Origin of the sequence: Georgenia sp. EYE_87 (assembly GCF_023148685.1) — a bacterium.
GTDB lineage: Bacteria > Actinomycetota > Actinomycetes > Actinomycetales > Actinomycetaceae > Georgenia.
Genome location: NZ_JAHXNL010000008.1, coordinates 110,336 through 135,674, shown reverse-complemented (window position 1 = coordinate 135,674; position 25,339 = coordinate 110,336). Strand labels below are relative to the sequence as shown.

Here is a 25,339-nt window from a genome sequence, read left to right as displayed (position 1 = left end):
CCGTGACTTCCCTGGCGCCCTTGGTAGTCGGCCGGGCCGGCCCGCTCGGCCAGCTCCGCGCCACGTGGGACGCCGCACGCGAGGAGGGCGCCCGCACCGTCCTCGTCGCCGGCGAGGCCGGGATGGGCAAGACCACCCTCGTCACCCGGTTCGCGGACCTGCTCGCGGACGAGGCCGACGTCGTCTCCGGGCAGTGCGTCGCGTTCGCCGGTGACGGGATGCCGTACGCGGCCGTCGTGCAGATCCTGCGGACGATGGTGGAGCGGCACGGCCAGGAGACCGTCCTGGAGTGGGCCGGGGCGGGCTGGGCCTCGCTCGGCGCGGTGCTGCCGGGCCTGGCCGCCCCGAGCTCCGGGTCGGACATGGAGCGGCTGCGGCTCTACGAGGCCGTCGCGCGCGTCCTCGAGGGCGCCGCCCGGCAGCGCCCGCTCCTCGTCGTCGTGGAGGACCTGCACTGGGGCGACCCCTCCACCTGGCACCTGCTGCGTTTCCTCGCCGCCGCGCTGGGTGACGCGCCCCTGCTGGTGCTGGCCACGTACCGGGACGACGAGCTGCCGGGCCGGCACCCGCTCCGCCCCGTGCTCGCCGAGCTGCTGCGCCAGCGCGGCACGACCAGGCTCGACCTCGGGCCGCTGGACGCCGACGCCGTCGCCGACCTGGTCACGGCCCTCGCGCCGGGCCTGTCCCCGGCGACCACCGCCACCATCGTCCGGCGCAGCGAGGGTGTGCCGTACTTCGTCGACGAGCTCGCCCGCGCGGCGGCGGAGGGCGTCAGCATGCCCGGCACGCTGCGCGACGCCCTGCTCGCGCGGGTGCGCTCCGTGGGGGAGGAGACGCACCAGGTGCTGCGGGCCGCCTCGGCCGCCGGCCTGCAGGTCGAGCACGAGCTCCTCGCCGAGGTGGCCGACCTGCCCGCCCCGCGGCTCGACGCTGCGCTGCGGGAGGCGGTGGACGCCGTCGTCCTCGTGCCCGCGGGCACCGGGTACCGGTTCCGGCACGCGCTGCTGTCCCAGGTGGTCCACGACGACCTGCTCCCCGGCGAGCACGCCCGGCTGCACAGCCGCTTCGCCGACGTCCTCGCCCGCCGCCCGGACCTCTCCGTCGCGCACAGCCACGACCTCATCCACCACCTCTTCGCCGCGCACCGGACCGAGGAGGGTTTCCGGGCGGGGCTGAGCCGGGCGAGCGACCGTACCCTCGCCCACCACGAGGCCCTCGCCCTCTACGAGCAGGCGCTGGACGTGTGGGACCGCGTCTCCGCCCCGGCGTCGGTCGCCGGCCCACGCGACCACGTGCTGCAGGAGGCCGCAGGCGCCGCGGTCCGGGCCGGGGAGCCCGAGCGGGCGCTCGCGCTCGTGGAGGCCTCCCTGCAGGAGGCGCCTCCCGGGCTGGACCAGGAGGTGCGGGCCCAGCGCCTGGCGCTGAAGGCACGCGCCATGGGGAACCTCATGCGCGAGGGCACCGTGGAGGTGCTGCGCGAGGCGGTGGCTCTGACGTCACCGGACCGTCCCACGGCGGTCCGGGCCATGGCGCTGGAGCTGCTGAGCACCCACCTCATCCTCGGTGGACGGCACGAGGAGGGCCTCGCCGTGGCCGACGAGGCGCTCGCGGCGGCCGACGCGGTCGGGGCGGCCGCTTACCGGGGCAGCGCGCGGAACTCTCGCGCGATGGCGCTGTGCGCGATGGGGGAGGAGGAGCGCGGCATGGCGGAGATGGAGGCGGCCCGGGCCGACTCCGAGACCCGACCCCGCACGACGGTGCGGTACTGGATCAACTGGTCCAACCAGCTCAACCTCGCCGGCCGCTTCCAGGAGGCGCGCGACGCCGCGCTCGCGGGGATGGAACGGACCCGGGCCGAGGGGCTGGAGCGCTCCGGCGGCGTGATGCTCATCGGCAACGCCGCGGAGCCGATGATCGCGCTGGGCCAGCTCGACGAGGCTGAACAGATGGTCCGCCGGGCCCTGGAGCAGGCGCCCCCGCCGAACTACGTGCTGCACCTGCGCATCCTCACCGCCTGCATCGCGATGTGGCGCGACCGCACGGACGAGGTCGAGCAGGTGCTCGCCGACTACGCCGACGTCCTCGGGGGCCGCGGGCAGGCGCAGTTCGTCCACGACCTCACCCTCCTCGACGCCTGGCGGCAGCTCCTCGGCCCCGAGCCCGACCCGGCGTCCGCCTGGCGCCGGGTCCAGCGCGTCCTCCTCGCGCCCCAGGGGGTGGCTCCCGCACGCTTGTGGCAGCTCGCCTTCCTGGCCGCGGCGGCGCTGCGCGCCCGTGCCGAGGCCGGCGGCGCGCGCCTCGCCGAGGACGATCCCGACCTGGCCGTGCTGCGCCGGCAGCTCGAGCGGATCCCGGACTGCGGTGTCCGGCGGACCTGGGAGCCGCTCGTCACCGCCGAGCTCGCGGACGACGTCGCGACCTGGCGTGCGGCACTGGCCGACCCGGGCGTGGCCGCCGGGCAGGTGGTGATGCGCCCCTACGCCGGTCTCGGCCTCGGGCGCGCCCTCGTCGCCGACGGAGAGCGCTCGGCCGCTGAGCCGGTGCTGGTCGAGGCACGGGACCGCGCGCGTCAGCTCGGCGCGCAGGCCCTCGTCCGGGCGGCCGACGACGTGCGCCGGCGGGCGGGGATCGCCGGGCCGCGACGGCGCACCGCGACTCCCACCGAGCTGACGGACCGGGAGCGCGAGGTGCTCGCCCTGGTCGCCGAGGGGCGCACGAACGGCGAGATCGCCGCCGCCCTGTTCATCAGCACCAAGACGGCGAGCGTTCACGTCTCGAACATCCTCGCCAAGCTCGGGGTGAGCGGCCGCGGGGAGGCCGCGGCGCTGGCGCACACGCGGCCTCAGCTGCTCGGCGCTCGCGGCGTCTGAGCGGGACCGCCCGGTCCGAGGGCTGGGGCAGGGCGTCCGAGCGGTGCGGCCAGCCGGTCCGGGCGGGGCCGCGTTCGAGATGCGGCAGCCCGGGATCGGGGTGGATCACTGTCTCCCAGCGACAGTGATCTTCCCCGATGCGGTCGTTGCGTCAGCTGACCACCCGGTAGGTCAGCAGCACGTTGCCGTTGCCGAACTCGCGGACGGCCGAGCGGTGCAGTCCCACCGGTCCGACGGCGCCCGCGAAGACCGGCCGCCCGGCTCCGAGGACCACCGGGTTGACGATCACCCGGAGCTCGTCGATCACCCCGGAGGGGAGCAGCTCGCCCACCAGCGTGGAGCTGCCGAAGATCGCGATGTCCTTGCCCGGCCGGTCCTTCACCGCGGCGAGGTGACCGGCGACGTCGTCGGCCACGAACGTCGTCGGCCCCCACGGGTGGGACGTCAGCGTGCGGGAGGCGACGATCTTGGGCAGGTCGTTCATGAAGCCCGCCACCACCGGGTCATCCCGGTAGGCCTCGTCGGTGGGCCAGTAGGCGGCCATCATCTCGAAGGTGCGGCGACCCATGACGATGGTGTCGATGACGTCCGCCTGGCTCTGGGAGTACCGCTCGAACTCGTCGTCGGTGCGGAACCAGTCGAGCTCGTCGCCCGGGCCGGCGTGGTAGCCGTCCAGACTCGTGAGCAGGAAGGCGTAGATCTGGCGCATCGTCGCGCTCCTCTCCTCCGCCGGTCACGCTACGCGGCGGTACCGGCGGGGAGCGAGCGATATTCGGTGGCCCCGCCCGCCCCGGCGGTGCCACGATCACCCTCCCGGTGAGCGAGCAGCCGGCCCGGCGTGCCGGGTCCCGGTCCTGCGCGTGTGCCCACCGGGGTCGTCTGCCTGCGGAGCAGATCTGGCACGGTGCTGTCAACACCTGGGGTTCAACTCCCCGAAGGCGCCGCCTGCCGGGTTCCGCGGTCGGTACGCCAGCGGTCCCCGGCTGCCTGGACGGAGCCGCGGTCCCCGCGTCCGACCGTGCCGGCCGGCGGCGTCGCCGTGCCCGGGTCCGCGCCCGCGGCACCCGTTCAGGAACGAGCTGGAGAAGGAGGGGAAGGACATGTCGCTGTTCACCGTCACGGTGCCCGCGCGCCACTGCGCGCTGCGGTACCGCCACGGCCGTCTCGACGTCGTGCTCGGGAGCGGCCGGCACCCGCGCGTCTGGGGCGCGCGGCACGTCCTCGTCGACCTCCGCGACCAGCTCCTCGCCCTGGCGCCCCAGGAGGTGCCCACCGCGGACGGCGTCACGGTCAAGGTGGGCGCCGTCGTGCGCTGGTCGGTCGCCGACGCCGTGATGTTCGTCGAGCACGCCGTCGACCCCGTCGGGCACACGTACCTCGCCGCTCAGGTGGCGCTGCGCGAGGTGCTCGGTGGGCTCGCCGTCGACGACATCGTCCGTCGTCGTGCGGTCCTGCCGGGTGCCGACGTGACGGCCGCGACGGACGCCGTCGCGCGGACCGTCGGCGTGGCCGTCGCGGAGGTCGTCGTCAAGGACGTCATCCTGCCCGCCGAGCTGCGGGCCGCGGCGGCGGAGCTGGCCACCGCGCGCCAGCGCGGCCAGGCCGTCCTCGAGCAGGCGCGGGCCGAGACGGCGGCCCTGCGGTCGATGGCGAACGGCGCCAGGCTGCTCGACGCGCACCCGGCGCTCGCGCAGCTGCGTCTGGTGCAGTCCGCGCCGCCCGGCACCCAGGTGGTCCTGCGGGTCGGCGGGACGGAGGCCGAACGCTGAGGCGGGTGCCCCGGCCGGGTGCCCCGGCCGGGTTTCCCGGCCGGGGCACCAGTTCGTCTCCCGGGGAGGGCACGCCATCGGTAAGGTCCGGCCATGACGCAGCTGTCTCCGGGGGTGCCGACCGGCCCGGGGGAGGCCGTCGCGCTGCCCGAGCCGCTGGTGCCGCCGTCGGGCCGCCCGACGCTGGTGCTGCGTGTCATCCTCGCCGTCGGGCTCGTCCTCGCTCTCGCGCAGATGCTGGCGGAACCGGTCGAGCGCCCGCTGCAGGACCTCCTCGACGGGCTCCGGGCCGGGGACGTGGAGACCGTGACCATCGCGCGGCCCGCGCCCGGGGTGGAGGCGTTCGGCACCTGGCCGGTGGAGTGGACCGGTGACGGTCTGCCGGGCCGGGCCAGCTACGAGATCTCCGACGACGGCGGCCCGGCGTCGGTCGACGAGGGCCGGTTGATCCTCGACGCGGCCGAGCGGTCGCCCGCGCCCGTCGACGTCAGCGTCCGCCTCGACTTCATCCAGGCGGGCACCACCTGGCACCTCGGCGGGTTCGCCCTGGTGGCAGCCCTCGGGTGGCTCGTCCTCGGGCCGCAGCCCCGCCTGGCCACGAAGTGGGCCTGGTTCTGGCTCGCCGGTGCTGCGCCCCTGCTCTGGCTCGCGTTCGTCGTGCTCGAACCCGTGCCCCTCTGGCGCCGCGCGCCCGCAGCAGCCGGGCCTCGCCGCCTCACCGGCGGCTGGGCCTTCCTGCTCAGCGTCACGCTCGTGCCGTTCGTCGGCGGGACGCTGATGGACCTGGTCGAGCGGGTGCTCTGACCCGCGCCAGGTGCGCCGTCGGCCGGTGTGCGCGGGTCGTCAGCGGTTCCGGCGCGTCTCGCGATCGTTGGCCTTCTGGATCGCGTCGACCAGCTCGTCCTTGCTCATCCTGGACCGGCCCGGGACGTCGAGCCGCTTGGCGACGTCGTACAGGTGCGCCTTCGAGGCGTTCGCGTCGACGCCGCCGGCCGTCTGCCCGGGTGAGCCGCGGGTGCCCTCGGCCTTCTTGTCCGACGGTCCCTTCTCGTCCTTGGCCTCCCAGTGGTCGCCCACCCTCTCGTAGGAGTGCTTGAGCGCGGCATAAGCGGTCCGGTTGGCGCGCTCACCCTCGCCGTAGGACTCGGCGGCCGAGTCGTGGGCCTTGGCGAAGGTGCGCTGGGCCTTCGCCGGGGACTTCCTCAGGGTGCTGGGCAGCTCGCTCTTCTTCGCGGAGCCGTCCTTGTTCGTCTTGGGCATCGTGACCTCCACAGGGTGCGGGACCAGGGCCTCGACGTCAGGTTGGACCCGGGCGCCGGTGCTCGCATCCGGAACGTGGCTCGGGACCGTGTCCCGGAGCGGGACCACCGCGGGCGGCCTCCCGAGTCTTGAGCGGAGTCGGGCCGAACGGCCTCTTCCGCTCGGGCGCGGTGGGAGGGACAGTGGACCTACGGGTAGGCACGCACAAAGGAGCGCGTCATGAGGGCTCGACGAGGAGACCGCATCGTCCTGGCCGGTGAGCAGGTCGGCCACCCCGTGCGGGACGGGGAGATCATCGAGGTGCGCGGCGCGGACGGGGCGCCGCCGTACGTCGTCAGGTGGAGCGACGGGCACGAGGCGACGCTGTTCCCGGGGCCGGACGCCGTGGTGCAGCCCAAGGAGGCCGACGGGCAGCCGGAGGGCGCACCCGATTCCGGGGCCGTCCAGACGCCGAAGACCGTGCAGGAGTGGCAGATCCGGGTGACGCTCCTCGAGCAGGAGGACGACACGACGGCGCAGGCCGTGCTGCTCAGCGGGCCGGCGGAACGGGCGGACGCGAGCGGGACGGCGCATCGCAGCCCGCGTGACCCCGCCTCGCCGCGCATCGGCGACGAGATCGCCGTCGCCCGTGCGCTGCGGCACCTCGCCGATCGCTTGCTCGAACGTGCCCGGCACGACGTGGAGGACGCGACGGGGGAGCACGACGTCGAGATCCGGCCGAGCTGAGCACCCGGCGGCGCCTGGTTCGCTACCGGCGGACCCGGTACCGCAGGTGCAGCACCCGGTCACCCTGGACGACGACGTGCGGGTCCTCGAGCAGATGCTGGGTGTCGACCGACCCGAAGTAGCGTTTGCCCGACCCGAGGACCACTGGCGCGACGTCCATCGCCACCTCGTCGATCAGCCCCAGCGCGAACGCCTGCCCGCCGACGTCGCCCGCCGCGACGGCGACGGTGCGCTCGCCGGCGAGCTCCTTCGCCTTCGCGATCGCCCGCGCCACGTCGTCGACGAAGAAGTAGGACGCCTCGGGGTGCCACCCGTCCGGCGCGGGGCGGTGGGACACGACGACCACGTGCTCGCCCGTCGGCGGCCTGCCCTCCCAGCCGTTGGTCATGTCGAACAGGTGACGCCCGATCACCATCGACCCGATGGCGTCCCACGTCGGTCTGATGTAGTCGTGGGAGACCTGGGAGATCCGCATGCCGCCCGGTGCCGGGTCCTCCATCTCGCCCGCGACCAGGGGGACGTCGCCGTTGAAGTACCACTCGAAGAGCGGACCGACGTCGTCGTTCGCGTCGGCGATGAAACCGTCCACCGAGACGACGTTGTGCATGACCACTGTGCTCATCACTTCTCCTGGGGCTCATGACGCGGACGCCGTCGTCACGGTGCGACGGCGTCCGCGTTAGGCGTGGCTCGTCGTCAGGACTTTTCCTTGTCGAGCAGCTCCTCGAGCCGCTCGTACCCCTCGCCCATGCCCTGCTCCATGCCGGAGGACGCCATGCCGTCCCGCGCCTCCATGCTCGGGTAGACCGAGTGGCCGGAGATCTTGCACCGGCCGCCGCCGAGGTCGGTGAATGTCATGAACTCGATGCTCACGACGTCGGGGTAACCGCCGAACTCGAAGGTCTGGATCGCGAACTCGTTCTCCCGCACCGTGTGGAACACGCCGGAGAAGGCGTACGGCACGCCGTCGGGCCCGGTGTGGAGGTAACGGTAGGTGCCACCGGTACGGAAGTCGTAGTGGTCGATCTCCATCTTCATGCCGCGCGGGCCGAGCCACTGGACGATGAGGTCAGGTTCGGCGTGGGCGCGGAAGACGTCCGCGACGGGGAAGTCGAACTCCCGCTCGTAGTCGATGAACGGAAGCCCCTCGGGGAGGGTGATGTGCAGGGCGTTGCCCAGTGCCTTGTTCACGGCTGACTCCTGTGATGTCGGTGCTGCCTGGGGTTAGGTGCTGCGGCGTTCCTCCAGCACGGCGTCGAGGCCGCGGAACTGCGCCTCCTTGACCAGCCGGTAGCGGTCGATCCAGGCGGTGAGGGCCTCGAGCCGGGCGGGGTTGAGGTGCACGGGACGGCGCTGGGCGTCGCGGCTGCGCGTGACGAGCCCGGCGTGCTCGAGCACCTGGATGTGCCTCGAGATCGCCTGCTTGGTGATCTCGAAGGGCTCGGCAAGCTCGTTGACGGTGGCGGGCCCCCGGCTGAGCCGGGCGACGATGCGACGGCGCACCGGATCGGCCAGGGCCATGAAGGCCCGGTCGAGGAGCGCGTCGTCGTCCGGCGCCATAGTCAACGTCCTTGTTGTTCAACTGAGTGGTTGATTAAGCATGCGCCGACCGGTCGGCCCTGTCAACAGGTGTCTGGCACATCGTCGGTCCCGCGCACGGACCGTGCCGCGGACATGTCTTTTTCGGCGGGATCTCGACGTGCGGGATAGGGGCGTGCAGCGTTCGCGCGGCTCGCGGCAGACGCGCGGCTGCGTGCGGGACGGGAACGGTGCGCGTTGTGCTGGCGCGGCTCGCGGTCGACGCGCGGGTGCGCGTGGGACGGGAACGGTGCGCGTTGTGCTGGCGCGGCTCGCGGTCGACGCGCGGGTGCGCGTGGGACGGGAACGGTGCGCGTTGTGCTGGCGCAGCTCGCGGTCGTGGCGCGGGTCCGTGCAGGGCGGGATCGGTGGGACTCCCTCTCGCGCCGGTCGGGCGTCGCGGGTAACGCCCGAGAGAGACACTTCTCGGCCAGCCCGGGGCGGTTCAGGGTGGCGGTCGGCCGGGCCGGCCGGTGGGCCGGCCGGCGGGCCGGCCGGTGCGGGTGGCGGGTCGGTCGGTCGGGTCGACCGGTTGGTCCGGCTGCGGACACGGCGCCGCAGAGAGGTTGTCCTGAGCGGAGCGAGTTTGAGCTGTGACGGAACTCATACCCAAGACATGGCGCGCGTATCTGGGAAAATAGGTTGTGCCGGCTCGCGGGGGTCGGGCGTCTCCCATCCCTGGGGCGTCTGCTCCTGCGTTCCCACCGTGCGCCCCGGTGTCTCGCCCCCGGTCGAGGCACGAGGTGGTGGGACGGTCGCCTGCCCGGGTGGTTGCCCGGCTCGTGACCGGGTGCGGCGACCACGCGCACACGAAGGTCGTAGAGCATGAACTTCTCCGAAGGCCAGATCGTCGTCCACCCTCACCACGGACCGTGCACGGTCGCTGGGACGACCACACGGACGATCAGGGGTGTCGAGACCCGGTACATCGACCTCGCGGTCCACGCCAAGGAGATGAACATCTGCGTCCCGGTCGCCAACGCCGAGGAGGTCGGGCTGCGCCAGGTGCTCGACGCCGAGGGGCTCCAGAGACTGCTCGACGTCCTGCGCGCGCCCACCGGGCACGAGGAGACCGGCTGGTCGCGTCGCTTCAAGGACAACGTGGACCACCTGCGCACCGGTGACCTCCTCTCCACCGCCAAGGTCGTCCGGGACCTCACCCGCCGCCAGGCGGAGAAGGGCGTGTCCTGGGGCGAGAAGGACCTGCTCAAGCACGCCCGGCAGCCGGTCGTCACCGAGCTCGCGCTGGCACTCCACCTCACCGAGGAGGAGGCCGAGAGCGCGCTCGAGGAGGCGATCCTGCACGGGGTGTCGCCGCGTCTGGAAGCAGCCCCCGCGGCGAGCTGATCGTCTCCACGGTCAGCCGATCGCCTCCGCGGTGAGCCGATCTGGTCCAGCGCTCCGACAGGACGCTCGGTGGTGCGGCAGGCTCAGGAGCCGCGCAGCGGCGGGCGTGGGCTCAGGAGAGCACGTCCTTGGTGGCGAACCGGCCGTAGGCCAGCGCTCCGAACATCGCGATGTACCCGGCCTGCAGCAGGGCGTTGTCCGCGAACGACGTCCACACCACGGGTTCGCGGAGGAGGTCGGCGAACCCGAGCCAGTGGTTCGTGAACAGCCACGGGTGCAGCCACGCGAGCTGGTCGAGGGAGCCGAGGACCTGCGCCACGATGCTGAGCACCGCGGTCGTCGCCATGGCGCCCACGGGTACGTCGGTGAGCGTCGAGACGAACAGCCCGAGCGCGGAGAGGCCGAGCAGGGAGACGCTCACGTAGCCGGCGACCAGCAGGGAGCGCACCACGGACTCCCCGACGCCGATCGTGTCGCCGGAGAGCAGCGGGACCGGCCCCACGGGGAAGAGGGCGGCGCCGATCGCCGCGCCGGTCAGCACCACGATCAGCGTCGCTGCCACGCAGAAGGCCGCGGCGCCCGCGTACTTCACCAGCAGCAGCCGCAGCCGGCCGGCCGGCGCGACGAGCAGGTACCGCAACGTCCCGTGGCCGGCCTCGCCGGCGATGGTGTCGCCCGCGACGACGGCGACGGTCAGCGGCAGGAACAGCGGCACGGTGACCACCAGGGCGGTGACGGAGACGAACAGCCCGTTCTGGGTGACACGGTCCAGGAACGGCGGTCCCTCACCCGGACCGGGCGGGCTGGAGGACAGCCGGACGGCCACCGCGATGATCACCGGGATCGCCGCCAGCGCCAGGAGCATCGCCCAGGTGCGGCGGCGCCGGAAGAGCACGGCCAGCTCCGAGCCGAGCAGCGCCCAGCCCGCCGACGGCCGGGCGGCTGTCGCGCCGCGGTCGGGGGAGGGGGGCGTGCCGGCGTCGGCGGCGGAGGCGGGCGGGGCGGGCTCGTGCGTCGTCGGCGGAGCCTGGTCACTGGGCAACGTCGAACCCCTCCCCGGTGAGCGCGACGAAACGGTCCTCCAGGCTGGCCTGCTCGACGGCGAACCCGCGCAGCCGCACCCCCGCCCCCACCAGTGCCGCGGCGATCGCCTCGGGCGCGGGCGCGCCGTCGGGCATGAGGGCGACGACGGCGCTCGTCACGCCCTCGACGTCCGGTCCGCCGCCGGAGTCCCGCCCGCCGTCGGAGCCGGGCGTCACGGACCAGCTCTCGTCTGGGGTCATGCCGAGGCGGACGAGCTCGCGGCGGGCTGCCGCGGGGTCCGGGGTGAGCACCCGGACGTGGGCGCGGCCGGCGCGGCGCAGCTCCGCCAGGCTGCCGTGGGCGACCAGCCGGCCGACGCTCATCACCGCCGCGTGCGTCACATCTGCTCGACCTCGGCGAGCAGATGACTGGAGACGAAGACGGTGGTGCCGCCCGCGGCGAGCGAGCGCACGAGCGAGCGCACCTCGCGGGTGCCCTGCGGGTCGAGGCCGTTGGTGGGTTCGTCGAGCACAAGGAGCTCGCGCGGGGTGAGCAGCGCGTTCGCGATGCCCAGGCGCTGCTTCATGCCCAGCGAGTACGCGCGCACCTTCTTGTGCGCGGCGTGGCTCAGCCCGACACGCTCGAGCGCGGCCCCCACCCGCGCCGCTCGGGTCGCCGCCGGCGCGTAGCGGTTGGCGGTGTCCAGCCGGTGGAGGTTCGCCTCGCCGGAGAGGTACGGGTAGAACGCCGGCCCCTCGACCAGGGCGCCCACGCGGGGCAGGACCTCCCGGCCGTGGCGGGGCATCTCGCGACCCAGCACGCGGACCTGCCCGGCGGTCGCCGACGCCAGCCCGAGCAGCACCCGGATCGTCGTGGTCTTCCCGGACCCGTTGGGCCCGAGAAAGCCGAAGACGGAGCCCACCGGGACGGCCAGGTCGACGCCGTCGACGGCCTTCTGACGCCCGAACCGCTTGGTCAGGCCGTGGGTCTCGACGGCGAGCTCGACCGCGGGCCCCGGACCGGCGGGGTCCGCCGTCGTCGCGGCGGTCACGACCCGGCGACGGCCTGGAGCCGTTCGACGGGGACCGACCCGACGAGCACGCGGCCGTCGTCGGCGATCAGGACGTTGACGAGAGCGGTGGACAGGAGACGGCCGCCGTCGACCGGCTGGGTCACCTGGGCGAGCATCGGGTCGGCGGCCAGGTCGGCCGCGCCGGTCGGCAGGACGACGACGGACTCCCAGTCCTCGCCGACGACCGTCGGCATCGGACCCGCCGGGGCCGAGGGGGCGGTGGCGTCGGGGTAGGGGGCCCAGTGGCCCTCGGCGTCGGGAAGCGACTTCTCCTCGACGGTGGCGCCGGCCGGCGGGGTGAACTCGAAGCGGGCGGCGTCGGGCTCGCCGAGGGTGAAGGAGGTGTAGGCGAGCTCGAAGGCGGGGTCCTCCTGGCCGCGCGCCTCGACGGTGACGCGCAGCGGGAAGCCCGTCTCGCCGTCGACGGCGATCGCCACGGACCCGACGAGCGTGCCGTCCGTCCGCGGGGTCATGACGAGCTCGTAGGCGTCGCGGCCGGCCACGGACACGTCGTCGGCGACCGTGAGCTCGGTGCTGGGCCCGGCCACCTCGACGAACTTCGCCGCCATCTCCTCCGGCATCGGGGCCGCGCCCGGAGCGCCGGCGCCCGGGTGCCCGGGGTAGCCGGCGTGGTCGGGCAGCGTGAGGTGCACGGCGGAGTTGTCGCGGGAGTCGTAGAGCCAGACCTCGTCGCCGTTGCGTACGAGGTCGCGCTCGGAGAACGAGTCCATGACCTGCAGGCGGGCGGCGTCCCCGCCGACGTAGACGCGGCCGGTGTGGTCGCCGGTGAGGAGCTCGACCGCCTCGGCGATCTCCTCGCCGCCCTGGCCGCCGGGGCCGGCGAGGCCACCGGGCAGCGCGGGCAGGCCGAGGTCGGAGGCCTGCGCGAAGGACCCGGAGAACGCCTCCACGGAGTGGTCGGCCAGCATGGCCAGGACGTCCTCGGGGGACTTGTCGGGGAGGTCGGCCGCGCCGGCCTGGGACGTCAGCGAGGCGGCTGCGACGACGGCGGGGACGGCCGCCGCGGGGAGCCACCGGTACCAGCGGGACATGAGCACACACTCTCCCTCGATGCGTGCTACGACGGTACGTCGCGCGCGCGGCCGCCGCCATCCTCCCGGAGGATGATGGTCGAGCGGCTGGAGGACGACCGTGCAGATGCCCAGACCCACCGAGGAGGACGTGGCGCGCTTTCGTGCCGCCGTCCCCGACGACCCGCGCGTTGAGGTGAGGCCGATGTTCGGCAACGTCGGCGCGTTCCTCGGCGGCCACATGTTCGCCGGCCTGTTCGGCTCCCAGCTCGGGGTGAAGTTGCCCGAGGCAGAGGCGGCGGAGCTCCGCGCGGCGGGCGGGGGCGACTTCGGGCCACCCGAGCGCCCGATGGGCGGCTGGGTCACGGTGCCCGACGGCGCCGACGCGGCCCGGCTCGTGGCCCGCGCAGCCGAGCACACGGCGACGCTGCCGCCGAAGCCGGCGCGGAAGAAGCGCTGACGGCGGTCGGTGCACGTTCGGGAGGTGCTGGCGGGCTTGGAGGCGCCGGTTCAGCCGGGCTGGACGACCGGCGTCGTCTGCGCCGACGCGATGCGCCAGCGGCCCTGCGAGCGCACCACCACGTACGTCAGCACGCCCACGGTGGGCAGCCCGGCCGCCGGCTCCGGCCGGGCGTCCTCCACGCGCTTGGTGCAGCTGACCAGCGCGACGCCGGGGGCCACCAGCCGGACGTCGTGGACCTCCGCCGTCGTCACCACATCCCTCAGGGGCGAGGTGAGCGCTGCCCGCATGGCCTCACCCAGGGCGTCCCGGCCCAGCACGCGGCGGCCCGCGATGTTGACGACGACGGCGTCCGGGGTGTGCAGGTCGAGGAACGGCCCCGGCTCGAACTGGGCGTCCTGCGCCCGGCGGACCAGTTCGTGGATCTCGGCCAGGCTCGCGGCATCGAGGCCGAGGTCCTCGCCGGTGCGCGCTGCGGTCTTCTCTGCGTTCCTCTCCACGGTCATGGCGCCGAACGTTAACCGCATCTTGGGCGCGGGCACAGCCCATATTTCCTCGGCGAGGACGTTCGTCCGTGGCGCTCCCGTCTCTGCCCGGCGACGGTAGGGAGCGAGGTCGAGTGCGGAGGTACCCGGAGGAGGGAACCACCATGCGGTCCACCCTTGACCCACGCGTCGCCGCCCGGCGGCACCGGCCGGCGGCCGCGACGTCCCCGGGCGAGCTCGGCGGCGCGACCGGCGTCGTCGTCTCCGTGCTCGGCGTGCTCGCCGGGCTGGTCGGGATCGAGCACGGCGTCGGTGAGCTCGGGCAGGGACCGGCCCCGGTCCAGTCGGTCGTCTTCGAGTCCTGGCCCGGCGTCGCGGCGTTCGCCCCGCTCGACGGCGAGCCGGCGATGTCGCTCCTGCCCACGATGCAGCTTTCCGGCACGGTCAGCGTGGCGGTGGGGGCCGCCGTCGCCGTGTGGTCGGCGCTGTACCTCCGACGACCCCGCGGCGGCCTGGTCCTCATCGCCCTGTCGGTGGTCCTGCTGCTCGTCGGGGGCGGGTTCGGGCCCCCGCTGCTCGGGCTGGTTCTGGGGCTCGCGACGCTCGGCGTCGGACGGCGTCCGCCGGGCTCGGTGGCACGCGCGCTCGCCCCGCTGTGGCGTGGCGCCCTCGCGGCCGCGGTGCTCGGCTACCTGGCCCTGATGCCCGGCACGGTCCTCCTGCAGGCGCTGGCCGGGGTCGACGACGCCGACCTGGTCGCGGCGATCACCGCGGCGGCGTTCGCCGCGCTCGGGCTCGCGGTCGTCAGCGCACGGGCGCAGGACCGCGTCGCGGCGCACGGCGCGGGCGCGGGCGCGGGCGCGTCAGGCGGGCCTGAGCCGCCCGTCCACCGGGCCCTCGACCAGGCCCGGACGACGACGTGAGCTCGCCGGCGAAGAAGCGCGAGGACGAGAAAACCGTTGACCGCCAGGGCGGCGTGAGTAGCGTCGTCGAACGGGGAGGGACGATGACACGATCGGTGCGCGCGCTGGTGGTGCTCGGGGCCGTGGCGTTCCTGGTCCCGGGGGTGTGGTCGTTCGGGTGGCCGCGGTCGTTCCACGAAACCGTGGCGCAGTTCGACCCGTTCAACCTCCACCTCTTCCACGACCTGGGCGCGTTCCAGATCGGCATCGGCGTCGCGCTGCTGGCGGCGCTGGCCTGGCGGGACGCCGTCGCCGTCGCGCTGGCGGGTGCCACGGCCGGCGCCGTCGTCCACGCCGCGTCCCACGTGATCGACCGCGACCTCGGCGGCCGGGCGTCGGACCCGTACCTGCTCTCGCTCCTGGCCCTCGCGCTCGCGGCAGGCTTGGTGCTGCGCCTGCGGCGAGTCGCCCGCGGCTCGACGGAGGGGCCGGTGCGCGAGCACCGGCGCACGGCCCTCGACCCCTCGCCCAGGACGCCCGACGGCAGGTCGGCGTGAGCACCGTCCTCGTCACCGGAGCGACCGGCACGCTGGGGCGCGCCGCCGTGCCGGCGCTGGTCGCCGCCGGCCACGAGGTGCGCGCGACGAGCCGCAAGCCCGGCCGCACCGGTGGCGCGGAGACCTGGGTGCGCGCCGACCTGGCCACGGGGGAGGGGCTGGCCGACGCCGTCGAGGGCGTCGGGGCCGTCGTGCACCTGGCGTCGGCGCCGTACCAGCGGGCCTACACCCGCGAGGTCGACGTCGCGGGGACGGCCCGGTTGGTCGCCGCGGCGCGCGCGGCGGGCGTGGACCACCTGCTGCTCATGTCGATCGTCGGGGTCGACCGGGTGCCGTGGGGGTACTTCCGGATCAAGCTCGAGGCCGAGCGGGAGGTGGCGCGCGGGGGCACGCCGTGGACGGTGCTGCGCGCGACGCAGTTCTTCGACCTCCTCGACACGGCGCTCGCGGCGCTGACCCGCCTGCCCGTCGTGCCCGTCGACCGCGGCATCCGCGCGCAACCGGTGGACACGGCAGACGTCGCCGACCTCCTCGTCGAGCTGGTCGCCGCCGGCCCGGCCCGGGACACGGTCGAGCTGGGCGGGCCGGAGGTGCTCACCGGCGACGCCGCGCTCCGCGCGTGGATGGCCGCCACCGGGCGGCGTCGCCGCATCCTGCCCGTCCGCGGGCCGGGCCGGATGCTGGCCGCGTTCCGCGACGGCGCCGCGACGACCCCCGCGCTCCCGGTCGGCACCCGCACCTGGTCGGACTTCTTGGCGCGCCGCTACGCCCACCGGACGTCGCGGGAATGAGGACGGCGATTCCCTTCGAGCGTCAGGAACGCGCCACAAAGTCCGTTCGAGGAGCCTAATCTGCACCTGGAGGACCCCGTTCCGAGCGACTTCGTGGCGCCATCCGCGCGGTGCCCGCTGCCAGGACGATCGCCGCTAGGTTCGCGCGGTGACTACCGAGCACCTGACGACCCAGACCTTCGTCTCCACCCTTCCGGCAGCGCCCGACCTGGTCTGGCGGCACGCCACGCGGTTCGCGGGGATCAACGGCGAGCTCTACCCGTGGCTGCGGATGACCGCCCCGCCCGGTGTCACCGCCCTGGATCCCGGCACGATCGAGCCGGGACGTCCGCTCTTCCGCTCCTGGCTGCTGCTCGGCGGCGTCCTGCCGGTGGAGTACGACGATCTCGTGCTCGACGAGATCGTCCCCGGCCGCCGGTTCCTCGAGCGCTCGAGCATGCTGACCTCGCGGGTGTGGGAGCACGAGCGCACCGTCGAGCCGCTCGACGGCGGCACTCGGCTGACCGACCGCGTCTCGTTCGCCCCGCGTTGGGAGCCGCTGCGGCCGCTGATGGCATCGGTGGTCGGGCTCGTCTTCCGGCACCGGCACCGACGCCTTGCCCGTCGTTATCGCGCAGCCGCCTGAGCGGCGCTCCCCGACGGCGGAGCGTGCTCGGTCCGCGGCGTGTCGTACCACGTCTCGCCGACCGGCTGGCCCGCCATGTTCCAGCTCCACGAGACCGTCGGGGTGACCCGGAGGAAGTACCCCGGCCCCACCACACCCACTCGCTGGATCGGCCCCTCCGCCCGGCCGTACACGCGGATGCCCCGGACGACGAAAGGGTTGAACGACAGCATGTCGTCCACGACGAGTGCCACCTTGTGGAAGCCGGCCTCGACGTTGCGGAACTTGCGGGTCTCGAGCACCTGGCCGCCGACGCCGCCGACCCAGAAGTAGGTGCCGTCGAACTCGAGGGCGACCGGGACGACGTCGGGTTGCTCGCCGGGCCCGACGGTCGCGAACCGGGCGGTCGACTGCGATCTCAGAAAGGCGATCTCATCGTCGGTGAAGGACATCCTCGTCTCCTCTCGCCGCGTCCAGGCTAGTCGCCTCCGGGCCGGCCGAACCGGATCATTTGTCTGCCGGTGAGACCCGACCGGGCCGATAGGTTGCTGCCATGGGGCGAGGCGAGACCTGGGGCCGTGTGCACGCCGAGCGGGCCGCGCTGGCGGAGGACCTTGCCGACCTGCCCGAGCGGGCGTGGGCGACGCCGTCCCTCTGCGTCGGCCTGTCCGTCCGGGAGGTGCTGGCCCACATGACGGCCGCCGCGACGCTCAACCCGATCACCTGGTTGGCGGGCGTGGTCCGGTGCCGGTTCGACTTCGACGAACAGGTGGCCATGCGCCTGGCCGAGCACGTCGGCGCCACACCGGCCGAGACGCTGACCCGCTTTCGCCGGGTGCGCGACAGCACGACGGCGCCGCCCGGCCCCGTCGTGGCGTGGCTCGGCGAGGTGGTCGTCCACTCCGAGGACATCCGGCGTCCGCTCGGCATCCGGCGGGACCACCCGGTCGAGACGCTCACCCAGGTGGCGGAGTACTACCGGCGGTCGGACCTGGTCGTGCTGGCGAAGGGGCGCGTGCGCGGGCTCCGCCTGCGTGCGACGGACGGCCCCTTCACCACCGGCGCCGGGCCGCTGGTGCGGGGCACCACGCTGGCGCTGATCATGGCGATGACCGGGAGGGTGGCGTACTGCGACGAGCTGGAGGGTGACGGGGTCGCGACCCTGAGGGCTCGTGCCCACCTGTCGTAGCTCGGGAGAATCTGACGTCTGGTCGAGATCTTGACCGCTCGCCGAGAACTTGACGTCTCCTCGAGAACTTGACGTCTCGCGGGAGGGGCTAGGCGACGGCGGAGAGGAAGTCCCGCACGATGCCGCCCGCGACGCCGGAGCCGTGCCCGCCGCCCTGCACCATGACGGCGACGGCGAGGTCGCCGCGGTACGCCATCATCCACGAGTCCACCCGCGCGTCATCGCCCCCGCCGGCCTCGGCGGAGCCGCTCTTGGCGTGCACGGGCTCCCCGGGCACGCCGGCCAGCAGGGTTGCGGTCCCACCGGTGACGACCCCGCGCATGTACCCGCGCAGCACCTCCGCCTCCTCCGCGGTCAGCGGCGCCGACGGCGCGGCCACCCCGGCCGGGTCGTCGGCGATGTCGACCGGCCCGAGCACGAGCGTCGGGGCGACGGCGGTCCCGGCCTGCACGGACGCGGCGACGGTCGCCATCGCCAGCGGGGAGGCGAGGACCTCGCCCTGGCCGATGAGCGAGGCGGCGAAGCCGGTGCCGGACGCGTCCGCCGGGACCGAGCCGAGGAAGCCCGGCCAGGATCCCGCCAGGTCTCGGCCGAGTCCCAGGGCGGCTGCGGCGTCGGCCATCGCCTCCGGTGTGAGGGCGTCCCGGGCGTTGATCAGGGCGCTGTTGCAGGACTGCGCGACGGCGTCGGACATGGTGATCTCGCCCAGGTACGCGGCGGGGTAGCCGGGGTAGTTGCCCACGGTGTAGCCCTCGACCGTGGCGTCCGGCGTGCAGGAGACGACGTCGTGCGGCCCCACGCCGGCCCGCAGCAGCGCGAGGGCGGTGACGATCTTGTAGGTCGAGCCTGGCGCGAGCGTGGCGAGCATGGCGGTGCTCTGGCCCTCGCTGCCCGGGCCGGACGCGGCGGCGAGCACCTCGCCGGTCGACGGCCGCAGGGCGACCAGGCCGGCGGGGGAGGTGGTGCCCGCCAGCGCCGCCTCGGCGGGGGTCTGCACCCCGGTGTCGAGGGAGAGGTGAAGGTCGGCGCCGTCGGCGACGGGCCGCTCGAACAGGGGGGTCAGCTCCGCCCCGACCTGCTTGCTGACCCGCAGCCCGGGCTTCCCGGCGAGCGTGGCGTCGTACTGCTCCTGCAGTCCCGACAGCCCGACCGTGTCCCCGGCCGCCACCCGGCCCTCCGACGCCTCGACGATCTCCTGCGTGGCCTCGCCGACCCGGCCGAGCAGCGCCCGGGCGAACGCCGACGTCGGCGCGAGCGGCATCTCGTCGGGCAGGGCCACGCCGCCGGGCACCTCGGCCAGGGCCTGGAGGTCGACGTCGGAGGTCCCGTCGCGCACGACGATCGCCTCGACGAAGGCGCGCGGGCCCGCGGCGACCGCCCGGTCCGCGAACGCCCCCGGGTCGTCGTAGCCCGCGAGCGTCGCGACGGCCTCGGCGCTCGCGCGCAGGTCCGCCTCCGGCGCGCCCTCCAGGCGGGTCTTGTCCAAGCCGACCCGCAGCACGGGACGGTCGGTGACGATCGCGGAGCCGTCGCCGGCGAGCACCTCCCCGCGCACGCCGCGCACGCGCTCGAGGACCACCGCCGCCTGTGGGCCGACGCCCGGCACGAGCGAGTCGGGGTGGACCTCGGCGTTCCAGGCGCCCTCGTCGTCCTCCACCAGCCGGGCGGTGCTCGTGTAGCTCCAGTCGGGCTCGCCGTCGGCGTCGAGGTCCCACGCCCAGTCCAGGTCGACGTCGACGACCTTGATCCTGCTGTCCGTGATCTCACGGGGCTCACCGACCCCGGCCACCTCGACGGTCCGCGGCAGCTCGGAGATCTCCCCGAGCATGGTGGCGAGGTTCTCGTCCGACACCAGGCCCCGTGCGTCGCTCGTCTCGCCCGTCTCGAGCGCCTCGGCGAGGTCCTCCGCGTCGGTCGCGGGGTCGCCGGTGGTGCTGCACGAGGTCAGCGCGGTCGAGACCAGGAGGACGGCCGCGAGCACGATGGGACGGCGTCGTCCGGAAATTGTCACCGGACAAGGATGGCGCCGGTCCCGCGCGGTGTCGACGTCTTATCGAGGCGGCGGCGCCGGAGCGGGGTCGGAGGTCGCCGGGTGCGTCGTGCACCGGTGTGCCGCCCTAGGGTGTGGGGAACGGTCGATTTCGGAAGAGGGCAGCATGGGGATTCAGGAGCTGGGCACCGAGTACGAGGCGAGCCCGCAGGAGCACGTGCGACGCCAGGTGGCGGAGTACGAGGCCTCGCGGGGGACGCGGGCCAACACGATGAAGGGCCTTCCGATCGTCGTCGTGACCATGCGCGGGGCGAGGTCCGGCAAGGTCCGCAAGGTGCCGCTGATGCGCGTCGAGCACGACGGCACGTACGTGGCGGTCGCCTCGCAGGGCGGGGCACCCAGGCACCCGCAGTGGTACCACAACCTCCTCGCCCACCCGGAGGTCCTCGTCCAGGACGGCGCCGAGGTCGTGGCCGCCCGGGCGCGAGTGGTGACGGGCCCCGAGCGCGTGCAGTGGTGGGAGCGGTCCGTGGCGGCCTTCCCGAACTACGCGGACTACCAGAACCGCACCGAGCGGGAGATCCCGGTGTTCCTCCTCGAGCCGACGGGGGAGTAGCGCGCGGTCGCGCGGCGACGGCGGTGGCGTGGGAGCGTTCTCCTCGCCCGGGTGCCGCGCCGCGCCGTCATCCGAGGTGCTTGAGCGCCTCCCGCCGGGACAGCGGGGCCAGCCGGTCCCCGAGCGCCTCGACGTACCGGGCGACCCAGGCCGGGTCGGTGCGGGCGTAGTCGCGCAGCGCCCACCCGACGGCCTTGCGGACGAAGAACTCGTCGCCGTGCCGGCTGCCCAGCAGGTTCGCCTCGACGCAGTCCGCCAGCAGCCGGGGGTCGGTGCGCTCGCGGGCACCGATCTGGGCCAGGATCGCGGCGCGTCGCACCCACAGGTCCGCGTCGGACGACCAGGCGCGGACGGTGGCGGCCTCGTCCGGGTGCGCGCGCACGAGCGGGGCGAGCAGGTGGGTGGCGACGTCGTCGACGAGGTCCCACCACGCCCCCGTGACCACGAGGTGCCGGTAGAGCGGCAGGGCGGCGGGGTCGGTCGCCCACGTCCGGTACGGGCGGTGGCGGGCGAGCGCGATCGCGGCGTGGCGCTCGTCGCGGTACCCGGCCCCGTCCCACAGGGCGCGGACCGTCGCGTCCCAGGCTCGGGCGTCGTCGATGGCGTGGCCCGGAGCGGCGAGGACCGGCCGCAGCGCGGCGCGCAGCTCGGCGAGGCGGAAGCCGCGCAGGGGCAGCTCGGAGCGCAGGTACTGCCGCTGGCCGGCGGCGCGGACGGGGTCCCCGCCGTCGGCCAGCGTGCGGCGGACCGCCGCGACGAGGTCGCGGTGCACCGGGGAGGCCGGCGTCAGGAGCGCTGGCCCGCGATGTTGACCAGCCAGGAGATGCCGAAGCGGTCGGTGAGCTGGCCGAAGTAGTCGCCCCACGGCGCCATCTCCAGCGGCATCGTGACGGTGCCGCCGTCGGAGAGCTTGTCCCAGTACCCGCGCAGCTCGGACTCGTCGTCCCCGCTCAGGGAGATGGTGATGTTGCTCGAGTCGGCGACGTCCATGGAGCTCGGGGTGTCGGACGCCATGAGCGTCATCCCGTTGGGGGCCTCGACCTGCCCGTGCATGATCTTGTCGGCGTCGGCCGGGTCCTCGCTGGCGTGGAACTCGGCGAAGGTGCTCAGGTCGAGGTTGCCGCCGAAGACGCCGTGGTAGAACTCGAGCGCCTCGCGGGCGTTGTCCCGGAAGGAGATGTACGGGTTGAGTCGGGTGGTCACGGTGAACTCCTCGCTCAGTCGGATGGTGCGCCCAGTCTGGTGCTCGGGCGGCGTCCGGCGCGAGGTCTTTGAGGGCCGGGAACGGGGTGCCGAGTGCGGGCCGCTCCGTCTGCCGCACTCGTTCGTGGCCCTCGTCGTGGCGACAGCGTGCCGACCAAGAGGCTCTGTGCCGAGAAAGTAGGTTTCGGAGTTCTTTCTCGGCACGAGACTTCTTGCTCGACGGCGACGGAGGAGCGTGCGCTACCTGCTCGACGGCGACGGAGCGTTCGCTTCCGGCGTCGACCGGACGCGGAAACGCACCGCGGCGACGTCGGCCTCCAGGCTCACCCGGTGCTCGCCCGCCTCCCAGATCAGCTCGACAGCGGAGCCCTCGCCCGCAACCCGGAAGCTGCCGTCGAACGCCGGGTGGGTGTTGCGCAGCCGGATCAGCTCCAGCAGCCGGCGCACCACCGGGCGCCCGAGATCGGTCTCGATCTCCTCGCGGGTGTAGTGGTGCCTGTTGATGTCACGCCCCACCCCGGTGCGGGCGAGCAGCTCCATGTCGTTGCGGCCGGCGAGCAGGCCCACGTAGTAGATCTGCGGCACGCCGGGCACGAAGAGCTGCACGGCGCGGGCGAGGAGGTAGGCGTCGTCGTCGCCGAGGGCGTCGTAGTACGTGCAGTTGACCTGGTAGATGTCGACGTTCGAGGCGGCCCACCCGGTGGCCTGCCGGGACTGCCCGCCGGAGCGGGTGTGGATCCCCTCGACCAGGTCGTGGACCTGCTCCGGGGTCAGGAGCCCGGGGCGGCCCACGTCGATCTGGTCCGGTCCGACGTCGACGACGCCGATGCCGTCGTGGGTGTCCAGCACCGTGACGGCGTTGGCGGGCCGGACGTCGAGCCAGTGCCGCAGCGCCGCGGCGTCGCCGGTGTAGAGCGTGTGCAGGAGCAGCGGGGGGAGGGCGAAGTCGTAGACCCGGTCCACCTGGCCCGCGATGGCCACCTGACGCTCGAAGTGGGAGTGGATCTCCACCAGCACCTCGGCGCCCCGGTGCCGCGCGCGGGCGGTGAGGTCGTCGATGAAGGCGAACGTCTGCGGCGTCATGAACGAGGATGTCCCCGCCGTCTTCACCGCGTACCCGACGGCGTCGAGGCGCACCATCGACACCCCGCCGGCGGTCAGTGCGGTCAGCACCCGGTCGAGGTACGCCTGCCCGGCCGGGTCGGCCAGGTCGAGGTCGATCTGCTGCGGCGTGAACGTGGTCCACACGAGCCGGCGGCGCCCGCCCAGGGTCATGGGGGTGAACGGCAGCCCGGGCCGAGGCCGGTAGATGCCGGCCAGCTCAGCCTCGTCCGCGCCGTCCGGGTAGACGTCGGACATGGTCAGGAACATCCCGGCGTGCTCCGAGGCGTCCCCGCGGGCGACGACGTCCTGGAACTCGGCCGAGTCGGCGGAGACGTGGTTGACGATCAGGTCGGCCATCAGCGTGTAGCGGCCGGCCAGCTCCCGCACGTCCGCCCAGGTGCCCAGGCGGGGGTCGACGGCGGTGTGGTCGACGGGGTCGAAGCCTGCGTCGGCGCCGTCGAACGGCGTGAAGAACGGCAGCAGGTGCACGCCGTCGAAGGTCCCGGCGAGCGGCCCGTCGAGCAGCTCGCGCAGCCCGCGGACGGAGCCGCCGAAGCGGTCGGCGTAGGCGATGAGCTGCACGCCGTGACGTCGTCGGCTCACGGTGCTCCTCGGCTCACGGTGCTCCTCGGGTCGGGGGGTGGTCGGGTTGGGCTCTGCCGTCTCGGTCGCGGTCGGGCTCTGCTGTCTCAGTGTGCCCCCGACGCGGCCGGTCCGCCGGTCATGCCGGAGGGGCGGGGCCGTGCCGGGCGTGCAGTCGGTCCCGCCGGTCGCGCCGGTCGCCGGCCGTGCCGGTCGCGACCGTTGCGTGGCGTGGGGCGGCAGGGTCCTTTCGCATCAGTCCAGGGCCGGGGGCACGTCCTTGACCCAGCAGAGGCAGAACGGGTGCCCGGCAGGATCCGCGTAGACCTGGAAGGCGTCCGGGTCGTCGGTCTCCTCCGCGGCCTGGAGGAGCGTGGCGCCCAGGGACATGACCTCCTGGTGGGAGGCGTCGATGTCGTCGACCCAGAGGTCGAGGTGGATCTGCTGCGGATTGCCGTCCGGCCACTCGGGCGGCACGTGGTTCGGCGCCAGCTGGACCGCCACCCGCGGCTCGCCGTCGACCAGCACCATGTGCCAGTCGTCGTCGGCGGCGACGGTGCCGCCCAGCAGGCCGGCCCAGAAGCGGCTCTCCGTGGACAGGTCGGCGGCGTCGAACACCACGACCTGCTGCTTGATCCTCACAGTGTCACCTCGCACCCTCGCCCGGTGGCGGGCACGTGGGACGAGCTCGCCCGCCGCTACGGAGCCACGGTACTCACGGCACGGGTGCCGTGACCCTGTCCGCCGGGAGGTCCGTCTCCTCCGCCTCATCCGTAGCGTCCGCCAGATCAGACCCAGCCTCATCGGCCACGACGGCCGCACCCGACCCGTCCGCCACGCCGGCCGCGGCCGCGCCCGCACCCGCGCCGGCGATCGCCCGGCGGCCCGAGGGCAGGACGACGGCGACGGTCGCCACCAGGAACATCAGCGCCCCGGAGGCCACGAGCAGGGACTCGACGCTGAACCGGTCCGCCAGCGGCCCGAACACCACCATCCCCAGCGGCATCGACACCGCCATGACGATGCTGACGAAGCCGAACACCCGTCCCTGCCGCTCCGGCTCGACCGTCTCCTGCAGCACCGTCATCGCCGGCGTGGAGAACGCCGGCACGGCGACGCCGAGGAGCAGCATGAAGGCCAGGAACACCCACAGGTTCGTCGAGAGCCCCATGGCGACGGCGAGGGCGCCGAAGACGAACACCGAGGCGACGATCATGACGACGCGGTTCTTCAGCCCGCCCCAGGCGGCGATCACCGCGCCACCGATCATCATCCCGACGCCGTAGGCGACCTCGAGCGCGGTGAGCTTCCACACCTCCTCCCCGAAGGTGCGCACCACCATCAGCGGCGTGAGCCCGGAGGGGGCCACGACGAGGATGAAGACGACGGCGAACAGGACCAGCACCCAGCGCACGAAACGATGCGCGCTGACGTAGCGGATGCCGTCGCGGAGGTCGTCGAGGTAGCCGGGCCGCTCGCCGCCGGGACGGACGAGGGGCGGGACGGTGAGCACGGCGAGCAGGCCGATGCCGACCACCGCTGTGACGACGTCGACGAAGAACACCGCGACGATCGAGAAGTTCGCGTAGACCAGCGCCGCCACCGCGGGCGCGAGGAGCACCATGGCGGACTGGATGGTCCCGTTGATGCCGTTGACCCGCATGAGCTTCGCCGTCGGCACGATCTGCGGCAGCAGCGAGGTCACGGCCGGCGTCTGCACGCCGGCGCCCGCCGAGCGGACGGCGAGGGTGGCGTAGACCAGCCACAGGTCCGTGACGCCGCCCAGCATGAGCAGCGCGAGGGCGAGCGTGGAGGCCGCGATGACGGCGTCCGCGGTCATGACCAGCTTCCGGCGGTCGTGCCGGTCCGCCCACACGCCGCCGAAGATCGACACGACGGCCTGCGGCAGGAAGCCGAACAGCGCGGCCAGCGCCATGACCGAGCCGGACCGGGTCTCCAGCGTCAGGTGCCACATCACCGCGTACTGTACGAGCATCGAGCCGAACAGGGAGACCGTCTGGCCGCTGAGGAACAGCGCGGTGTCGCGGCGCCAGGTCGGCCGGTCGCCGTCCGTGGCGGCTGGGAGCTCGGCGTCGACGGCGGAGCCGGCGGCCGCGGGCGACGGCTCCGAGGAGGGGGTGGTCACCTGCCGAGTGTGGCCGAGCGCGCCCACGTCGCTC

Annotated in this window: 27 protein-coding genes and 1 pseudogene; 12 read left to right on the top strand and 16 right to left on the bottom strand. The window is 74.0% G+C overall.

Annotated elements, in window-relative coordinates:
• The first annotated feature begins 2 nt into the window (after positions 1–2).
• Positions 3–2,870 (top strand): AAA family ATPase, encoded by a 2,868-nt coding sequence (locus KZX45_RS20000; protein WP_308221742.1) that lies wholly within the window; start codon positions 3–5, stop codon positions 2,868–2,870.
• Between the two features lie 151 nt (positions 2,871–3,021).
• On the opposite strand, the gene KZX45_RS13020 is transcribed toward KZX45_RS20000, so the two are convergent.
• Positions 3,022–3,579, bottom strand: a complete 558-nt coding sequence (locus KZX45_RS13020; RefSeq protein WP_248258173.1) for a dihydrofolate reductase family protein — start codon at positions 3,577–3,579, stop codon at positions 3,022–3,024.
• Positions 3,580–3,970: 391 nt separating this feature from the next.
• On the opposite strand from KZX45_RS13020, the gene KZX45_RS13015 reads away from it, so the two are divergent.
• Positions 3,971–4,639 carry an SPFH domain-containing protein gene (locus tag KZX45_RS13015; protein ID WP_248258172.1) on the top strand — a complete coding sequence of 223 codons (669 nt, stop codon included), beginning with the start codon at positions 3,971–3,973 and terminating at the stop codon, positions 4,637–4,639.
• Between the two features lie 93 nt (positions 4,640–4,732).
• Entirely contained in the window at positions 4,733–5,443 is a 711-nt protein-coding gene (locus KZX45_RS13010) for a hypothetical protein (protein ID WP_248258171.1), read from the top strand.
• A 39-nt stretch (positions 5,444–5,482) separates the two neighbouring features.
• On the opposite strand, the gene KZX45_RS13005 is transcribed toward KZX45_RS13010, so the two are convergent.
• Positions 5,483–5,899, bottom strand: a complete 417-nt coding sequence (locus tag KZX45_RS13005; protein ID WP_248258170.1) for a ChaB family protein — start codon at positions 5,897–5,899, stop codon at positions 5,483–5,485.
• Between the two features lie 219 nt (positions 5,900–6,118).
• On the opposite strand from KZX45_RS13005, the gene KZX45_RS20320 reads away from it, so the two are divergent.
• The gene (locus KZX45_RS20320) at positions 6,119–6,625 is read left to right on the top strand and encodes a DUF1918 domain-containing protein (protein ID WP_308221741.1); all 507 of its coding nucleotides are present in this window, start codon (positions 6,119–6,121) and stop codon (positions 6,623–6,625) included.
• Between the two features lie 22 nt (positions 6,626–6,647).
• Here KZX45_RS20320 and KZX45_RS12990 read toward each other — a convergent pair whose 3' ends face one another.
• The 3 genes from KZX45_RS12990 to KZX45_RS12980 all read right to left on the bottom strand — a co-directional run bounded on the left by KZX45_RS12990 (position 6,648) and on the right by KZX45_RS12980 (position 8,185).
• Complete coding sequence (locus KZX45_RS12990) at positions 6,648–7,247, bottom strand: dihydrofolate reductase family protein (protein ID WP_248258169.1); 600 nt, start codon at positions 7,245–7,247, stop codon at positions 6,648–6,650.
• Positions 7,248–7,321: 74 nt separating this feature from the next.
• Positions 7,322–7,804, bottom strand: coding sequence for an SRPBCC family protein (locus KZX45_RS12985; RefSeq protein ID WP_248258256.1), 483 nt, complete (start codon positions 7,802–7,804; stop codon positions 7,322–7,324).
• A 45-nt stretch (positions 7,805–7,849) separates the two neighbouring features.
• Positions 7,850–8,185 (bottom strand): helix-turn-helix transcriptional regulator, encoded by a 336-nt coding sequence (locus KZX45_RS12980; protein ID WP_248258168.1) that lies wholly within the window; start codon positions 8,183–8,185, stop codon positions 7,850–7,852.
• A gap of 843 nt (positions 8,186–9,028) precedes the next feature.
• Here KZX45_RS12980 and KZX45_RS12975 point away from each other — a divergent pair.
• The gene (locus KZX45_RS12975) at positions 9,029–9,550 is read left to right on the top strand and encodes a CarD family transcriptional regulator (RefSeq protein WP_248258167.1); all 522 of its coding nucleotides are present in this window, start codon (positions 9,029–9,031) and stop codon (positions 9,548–9,550) included.
• 112 nt (positions 9,551–9,662) lie between these two features.
• Here KZX45_RS12975 and KZX45_RS12970 read toward each other — a convergent pair whose 3' ends face one another.
• The 3 genes and pseudogenes from KZX45_RS12970 to KZX45_RS12960 all read right to left on the bottom strand — a co-directional run bounded on the left by KZX45_RS12970 (position 9,663) and on the right by KZX45_RS12960 (position 12,697).
• The gene (locus KZX45_RS12970; RefSeq protein WP_282453670.1) at positions 9,663–10,466 is read right to left on the bottom strand and encodes an ABC transporter permease; all 804 of its coding nucleotides are present in this window, start codon (positions 10,464–10,466) and stop codon (positions 9,663–9,665) included.
• Positions 10,467–10,581: 115 nt separating this feature from the next.
• A pseudogene (locus KZX45_RS12965) lies at positions 10,582–11,624 on the bottom strand (ABC transporter ATP-binding protein).
• Positions 11,621–12,697 (bottom strand): hypothetical protein, encoded by a 1,077-nt coding sequence (locus tag KZX45_RS12960; protein WP_248258165.1) that lies wholly within the window; start codon positions 12,695–12,697, stop codon positions 11,621–11,623. The pseudogene KZX45_RS12965 and the gene KZX45_RS12960 overlap by 4 nt, the downstream one beginning before the upstream one ends.
• A gap of 106 nt (positions 12,698–12,803) precedes the next feature.
• Between KZX45_RS12960 and KZX45_RS12955 the strand changes: the two genes are divergently transcribed.
• A complete protein-coding gene (locus tag KZX45_RS12955) occupies positions 12,804–13,136 on the top strand; it encodes a TfoX/Sxy family protein (RefSeq protein WP_248258164.1) in 333 nt (110 codons plus the stop codon).
• Positions 13,137–13,186: 50 nt separating this feature from the next.
• On the opposite strand, the gene KZX45_RS12950 is transcribed toward KZX45_RS12955, so the two are convergent.
• Positions 13,187–13,642 carry an SgcJ/EcaC family oxidoreductase gene (locus KZX45_RS12950; protein WP_248258163.1) on the bottom strand — a complete coding sequence of 152 codons (456 nt, stop codon included), beginning with the start codon at positions 13,640–13,642 and terminating at the stop codon, positions 13,187–13,189.
• Between the two features lie 143 nt (positions 13,643–13,785).
• Here KZX45_RS12950 and KZX45_RS12945 point away from each other — a divergent pair, with 143 nt between their 5' ends.
• The 4 genes from KZX45_RS12945 to KZX45_RS12930 all read left to right on the top strand — a co-directional run bounded on the left by KZX45_RS12945 (position 13,786) and on the right by KZX45_RS12930 (position 16,496).
• A complete protein-coding gene (locus KZX45_RS12945; RefSeq protein WP_248258162.1) occupies positions 13,786–14,544 on the top strand; it encodes a hypothetical protein in 759 nt (252 codons plus the stop codon).
• Between the two features lie 83 nt (positions 14,545–14,627).
• Complete coding sequence (locus tag KZX45_RS12940; protein WP_248258161.1) at positions 14,628–15,080, top strand: hypothetical protein; 453 nt, start codon at positions 14,628–14,630, stop codon at positions 15,078–15,080.
• On the top strand, positions 15,077–15,871 hold the full coding sequence (locus KZX45_RS12935) for an NAD(P)H-binding protein (protein ID WP_248258160.1): 795 nt from the start codon (positions 15,077–15,079) through the stop codon (positions 15,869–15,871). The genes KZX45_RS12940 and KZX45_RS12935 overlap by 4 nt, the downstream gene beginning before the upstream one ends.
• A gap of 148 nt (positions 15,872–16,019) precedes the next feature.
• Complete coding sequence (locus tag KZX45_RS12930) at positions 16,020–16,496, top strand: hypothetical protein (protein WP_248258159.1); 477 nt, start codon at positions 16,020–16,022, stop codon at positions 16,494–16,496.
• Here the strand turns inward: KZX45_RS12930 and KZX45_RS12925 are convergent.
• Positions 16,478–16,927 (bottom strand): PPOX class F420-dependent oxidoreductase, encoded by a 450-nt coding sequence (locus KZX45_RS12925; protein ID WP_248258158.1) that lies wholly within the window; start codon positions 16,925–16,927, stop codon positions 16,478–16,480. The genes KZX45_RS12930 and KZX45_RS12925 overlap by 19 nt on opposite strands.
• A gap of 101 nt (positions 16,928–17,028) precedes the next feature.
• Here KZX45_RS12925 and KZX45_RS12920 point away from each other — a divergent pair, with 101 nt between their 5' ends.
• The gene (locus tag KZX45_RS12920) at positions 17,029–17,664 is read left to right on the top strand and encodes a maleylpyruvate isomerase family mycothiol-dependent enzyme (RefSeq protein WP_248258157.1); all 636 of its coding nucleotides are present in this window, start codon (positions 17,029–17,031) and stop codon (positions 17,662–17,664) included.
• Positions 17,665–17,752: 88 nt separating this feature from the next.
• On the opposite strand, the gene KZX45_RS12915 is transcribed toward KZX45_RS12920, so the two are convergent.
• On the bottom strand, positions 17,753–19,675 hold the full coding sequence (locus tag KZX45_RS12915; protein ID WP_248258156.1) for a penicillin-binding transpeptidase domain-containing protein: 1,923 nt from the start codon (positions 19,673–19,675) through the stop codon (positions 17,753–17,755).
• A 145-nt stretch (positions 19,676–19,820) separates the two neighbouring features.
• Here KZX45_RS12915 and KZX45_RS12910 point away from each other — a divergent pair, with 145 nt between their 5' ends.
• The gene (locus KZX45_RS12910; protein ID WP_248258155.1) at positions 19,821–20,270 is read left to right on the top strand and encodes a nitroreductase family deazaflavin-dependent oxidoreductase; all 450 of its coding nucleotides are present in this window, start codon (positions 19,821–19,823) and stop codon (positions 20,268–20,270) included.
• A 67-nt stretch (positions 20,271–20,337) separates the two neighbouring features.
• Here the strand turns inward: KZX45_RS12910 and KZX45_RS12905 are convergent, their stop codons facing one another.
• The 5 genes from KZX45_RS12905 to KZX45_RS12885 all read right to left on the bottom strand — a co-directional run bounded on the left by KZX45_RS12905 (position 20,338) and on the right by KZX45_RS12885 (position 25,305).
• Positions 20,338–21,042, bottom strand: a complete 705-nt coding sequence (locus KZX45_RS12905) for a DNA alkylation repair protein (RefSeq protein ID WP_248258154.1) — start codon at positions 21,040–21,042, stop codon at positions 20,338–20,340.
• Between the two features lie 14 nt (positions 21,043–21,056).
• Positions 21,057–21,473 carry a VOC family protein gene (locus KZX45_RS12900; RefSeq protein ID WP_248258153.1) on the bottom strand — a complete coding sequence of 139 codons (417 nt, stop codon included), beginning with the start codon at positions 21,471–21,473 and terminating at the stop codon, positions 21,057–21,059.
• Positions 21,474–21,713: 240 nt separating this feature from the next.
• Entirely contained in the window at positions 21,714–23,180 is a 1,467-nt protein-coding gene (gene gtfA, locus KZX45_RS12895) for a sucrose phosphorylase (RefSeq protein WP_248258152.1), read from the bottom strand.
• 234 nt (positions 23,181–23,414) lie between these two features.
• The gene (locus KZX45_RS12890) at positions 23,415–23,801 is read right to left on the bottom strand and encodes a VOC family protein (protein ID WP_248258151.1); all 387 of its coding nucleotides are present in this window, start codon (positions 23,799–23,801) and stop codon (positions 23,415–23,417) included.
• Between the two features lie 73 nt (positions 23,802–23,874).
• Entirely contained in the window at positions 23,875–25,305 is a 1,431-nt protein-coding gene (locus KZX45_RS12885; RefSeq protein WP_248258150.1) for an MFS transporter, read from the bottom strand.
• Positions 25,306–25,339: the final 34 nt, after the last annotated feature.

Excerpts from the sequence above, each read along its gene's own strand:
- KZX45_RS13020 (WP_248258173.1), bottom strand. The coding sequence starts at position 3,579 with ATGCGCCAGATCTACGCCTTCCTGCTCACGAGTCTGGACGGCTACCAC.
- KZX45_RS13015 (WP_248258172.1), top strand. The coding sequence starts at position 3,971 with ATGTCGCTGTTCACCGTCACGGTGCCCGCGCGCCACTGCGCGCTGCGG.
- KZX45_RS13010 (WP_248258171.1), top strand. The coding sequence starts at position 4,733 with ATGACGCAGCTGTCTCCGGGGGTGCCGACCGGCCCGGGGGAGGCCGTC.
- KZX45_RS13005 (WP_248258170.1), bottom strand. The coding sequence starts at position 5,899 with ATGCCCAAGACGAACAAGGACGGCTCCGCGAAGAAGAGCGAGCTGCCC.
- KZX45_RS20320 (WP_308221741.1), top strand. The coding sequence starts at position 6,119 with ATGAGGGCTCGACGAGGAGACCGCATCGTCCTGGCCGGTGAGCAGGTC.
- KZX45_RS12990 (WP_248258169.1), bottom strand. The coding sequence starts at position 7,247 with ATGAGCACAGTGGTCATGCACAACGTCGTCTCGGTGGACGGTTTCATC.
- KZX45_RS12980 (WP_248258168.1), bottom strand. The coding sequence starts at position 8,185 with ATGGCGCCGGACGACGACGCGCTCCTCGACCGGGCCTTCATGGCCCTG.
- KZX45_RS12975 (WP_248258167.1), top strand. The coding sequence starts at position 9,029 with ATGAACTTCTCCGAAGGCCAGATCGTCGTCCACCCTCACCACGGACCG.
- KZX45_RS12960 (WP_248258165.1), bottom strand. The coding sequence starts at position 12,697 with ATGTCCCGCTGGTACCGGTGGCTCCCCGCGGCGGCCGTCCCCGCCGTC.
- KZX45_RS12955 (WP_248258164.1), top strand. The coding sequence starts at position 12,804 with ATGCCCAGACCCACCGAGGAGGACGTGGCGCGCTTTCGTGCCGCCGTC.
- KZX45_RS12950 (WP_248258163.1), bottom strand. The coding sequence starts at position 13,642 with ATGACCGTGGAGAGGAACGCAGAGAAGACCGCAGCGCGCACCGGCGAG.
- KZX45_RS12945 (WP_248258162.1), top strand. The coding sequence starts at position 13,786 with ATGCGGTCCACCCTTGACCCACGCGTCGCCGCCCGGCGGCACCGGCCG.
- KZX45_RS12940 (WP_248258161.1), top strand. The coding sequence starts at position 14,628 with ATGACACGATCGGTGCGCGCGCTGGTGGTGCTCGGGGCCGTGGCGTTC.
- KZX45_RS12925 (WP_248258158.1), bottom strand. The coding sequence starts at position 16,927 with ATGTCCTTCACCGACGATGAGATCGCCTTTCTGAGATCGCAGTCGACC.
- KZX45_RS12920 (WP_248258157.1), top strand. The coding sequence starts at position 17,029 with ATGGGGCGAGGCGAGACCTGGGGCCGTGTGCACGCCGAGCGGGCCGCG.
- KZX45_RS12910 (WP_248258155.1), top strand. The coding sequence starts at position 19,821 with ATGGGGATTCAGGAGCTGGGCACCGAGTACGAGGCGAGCCCGCAGGAG.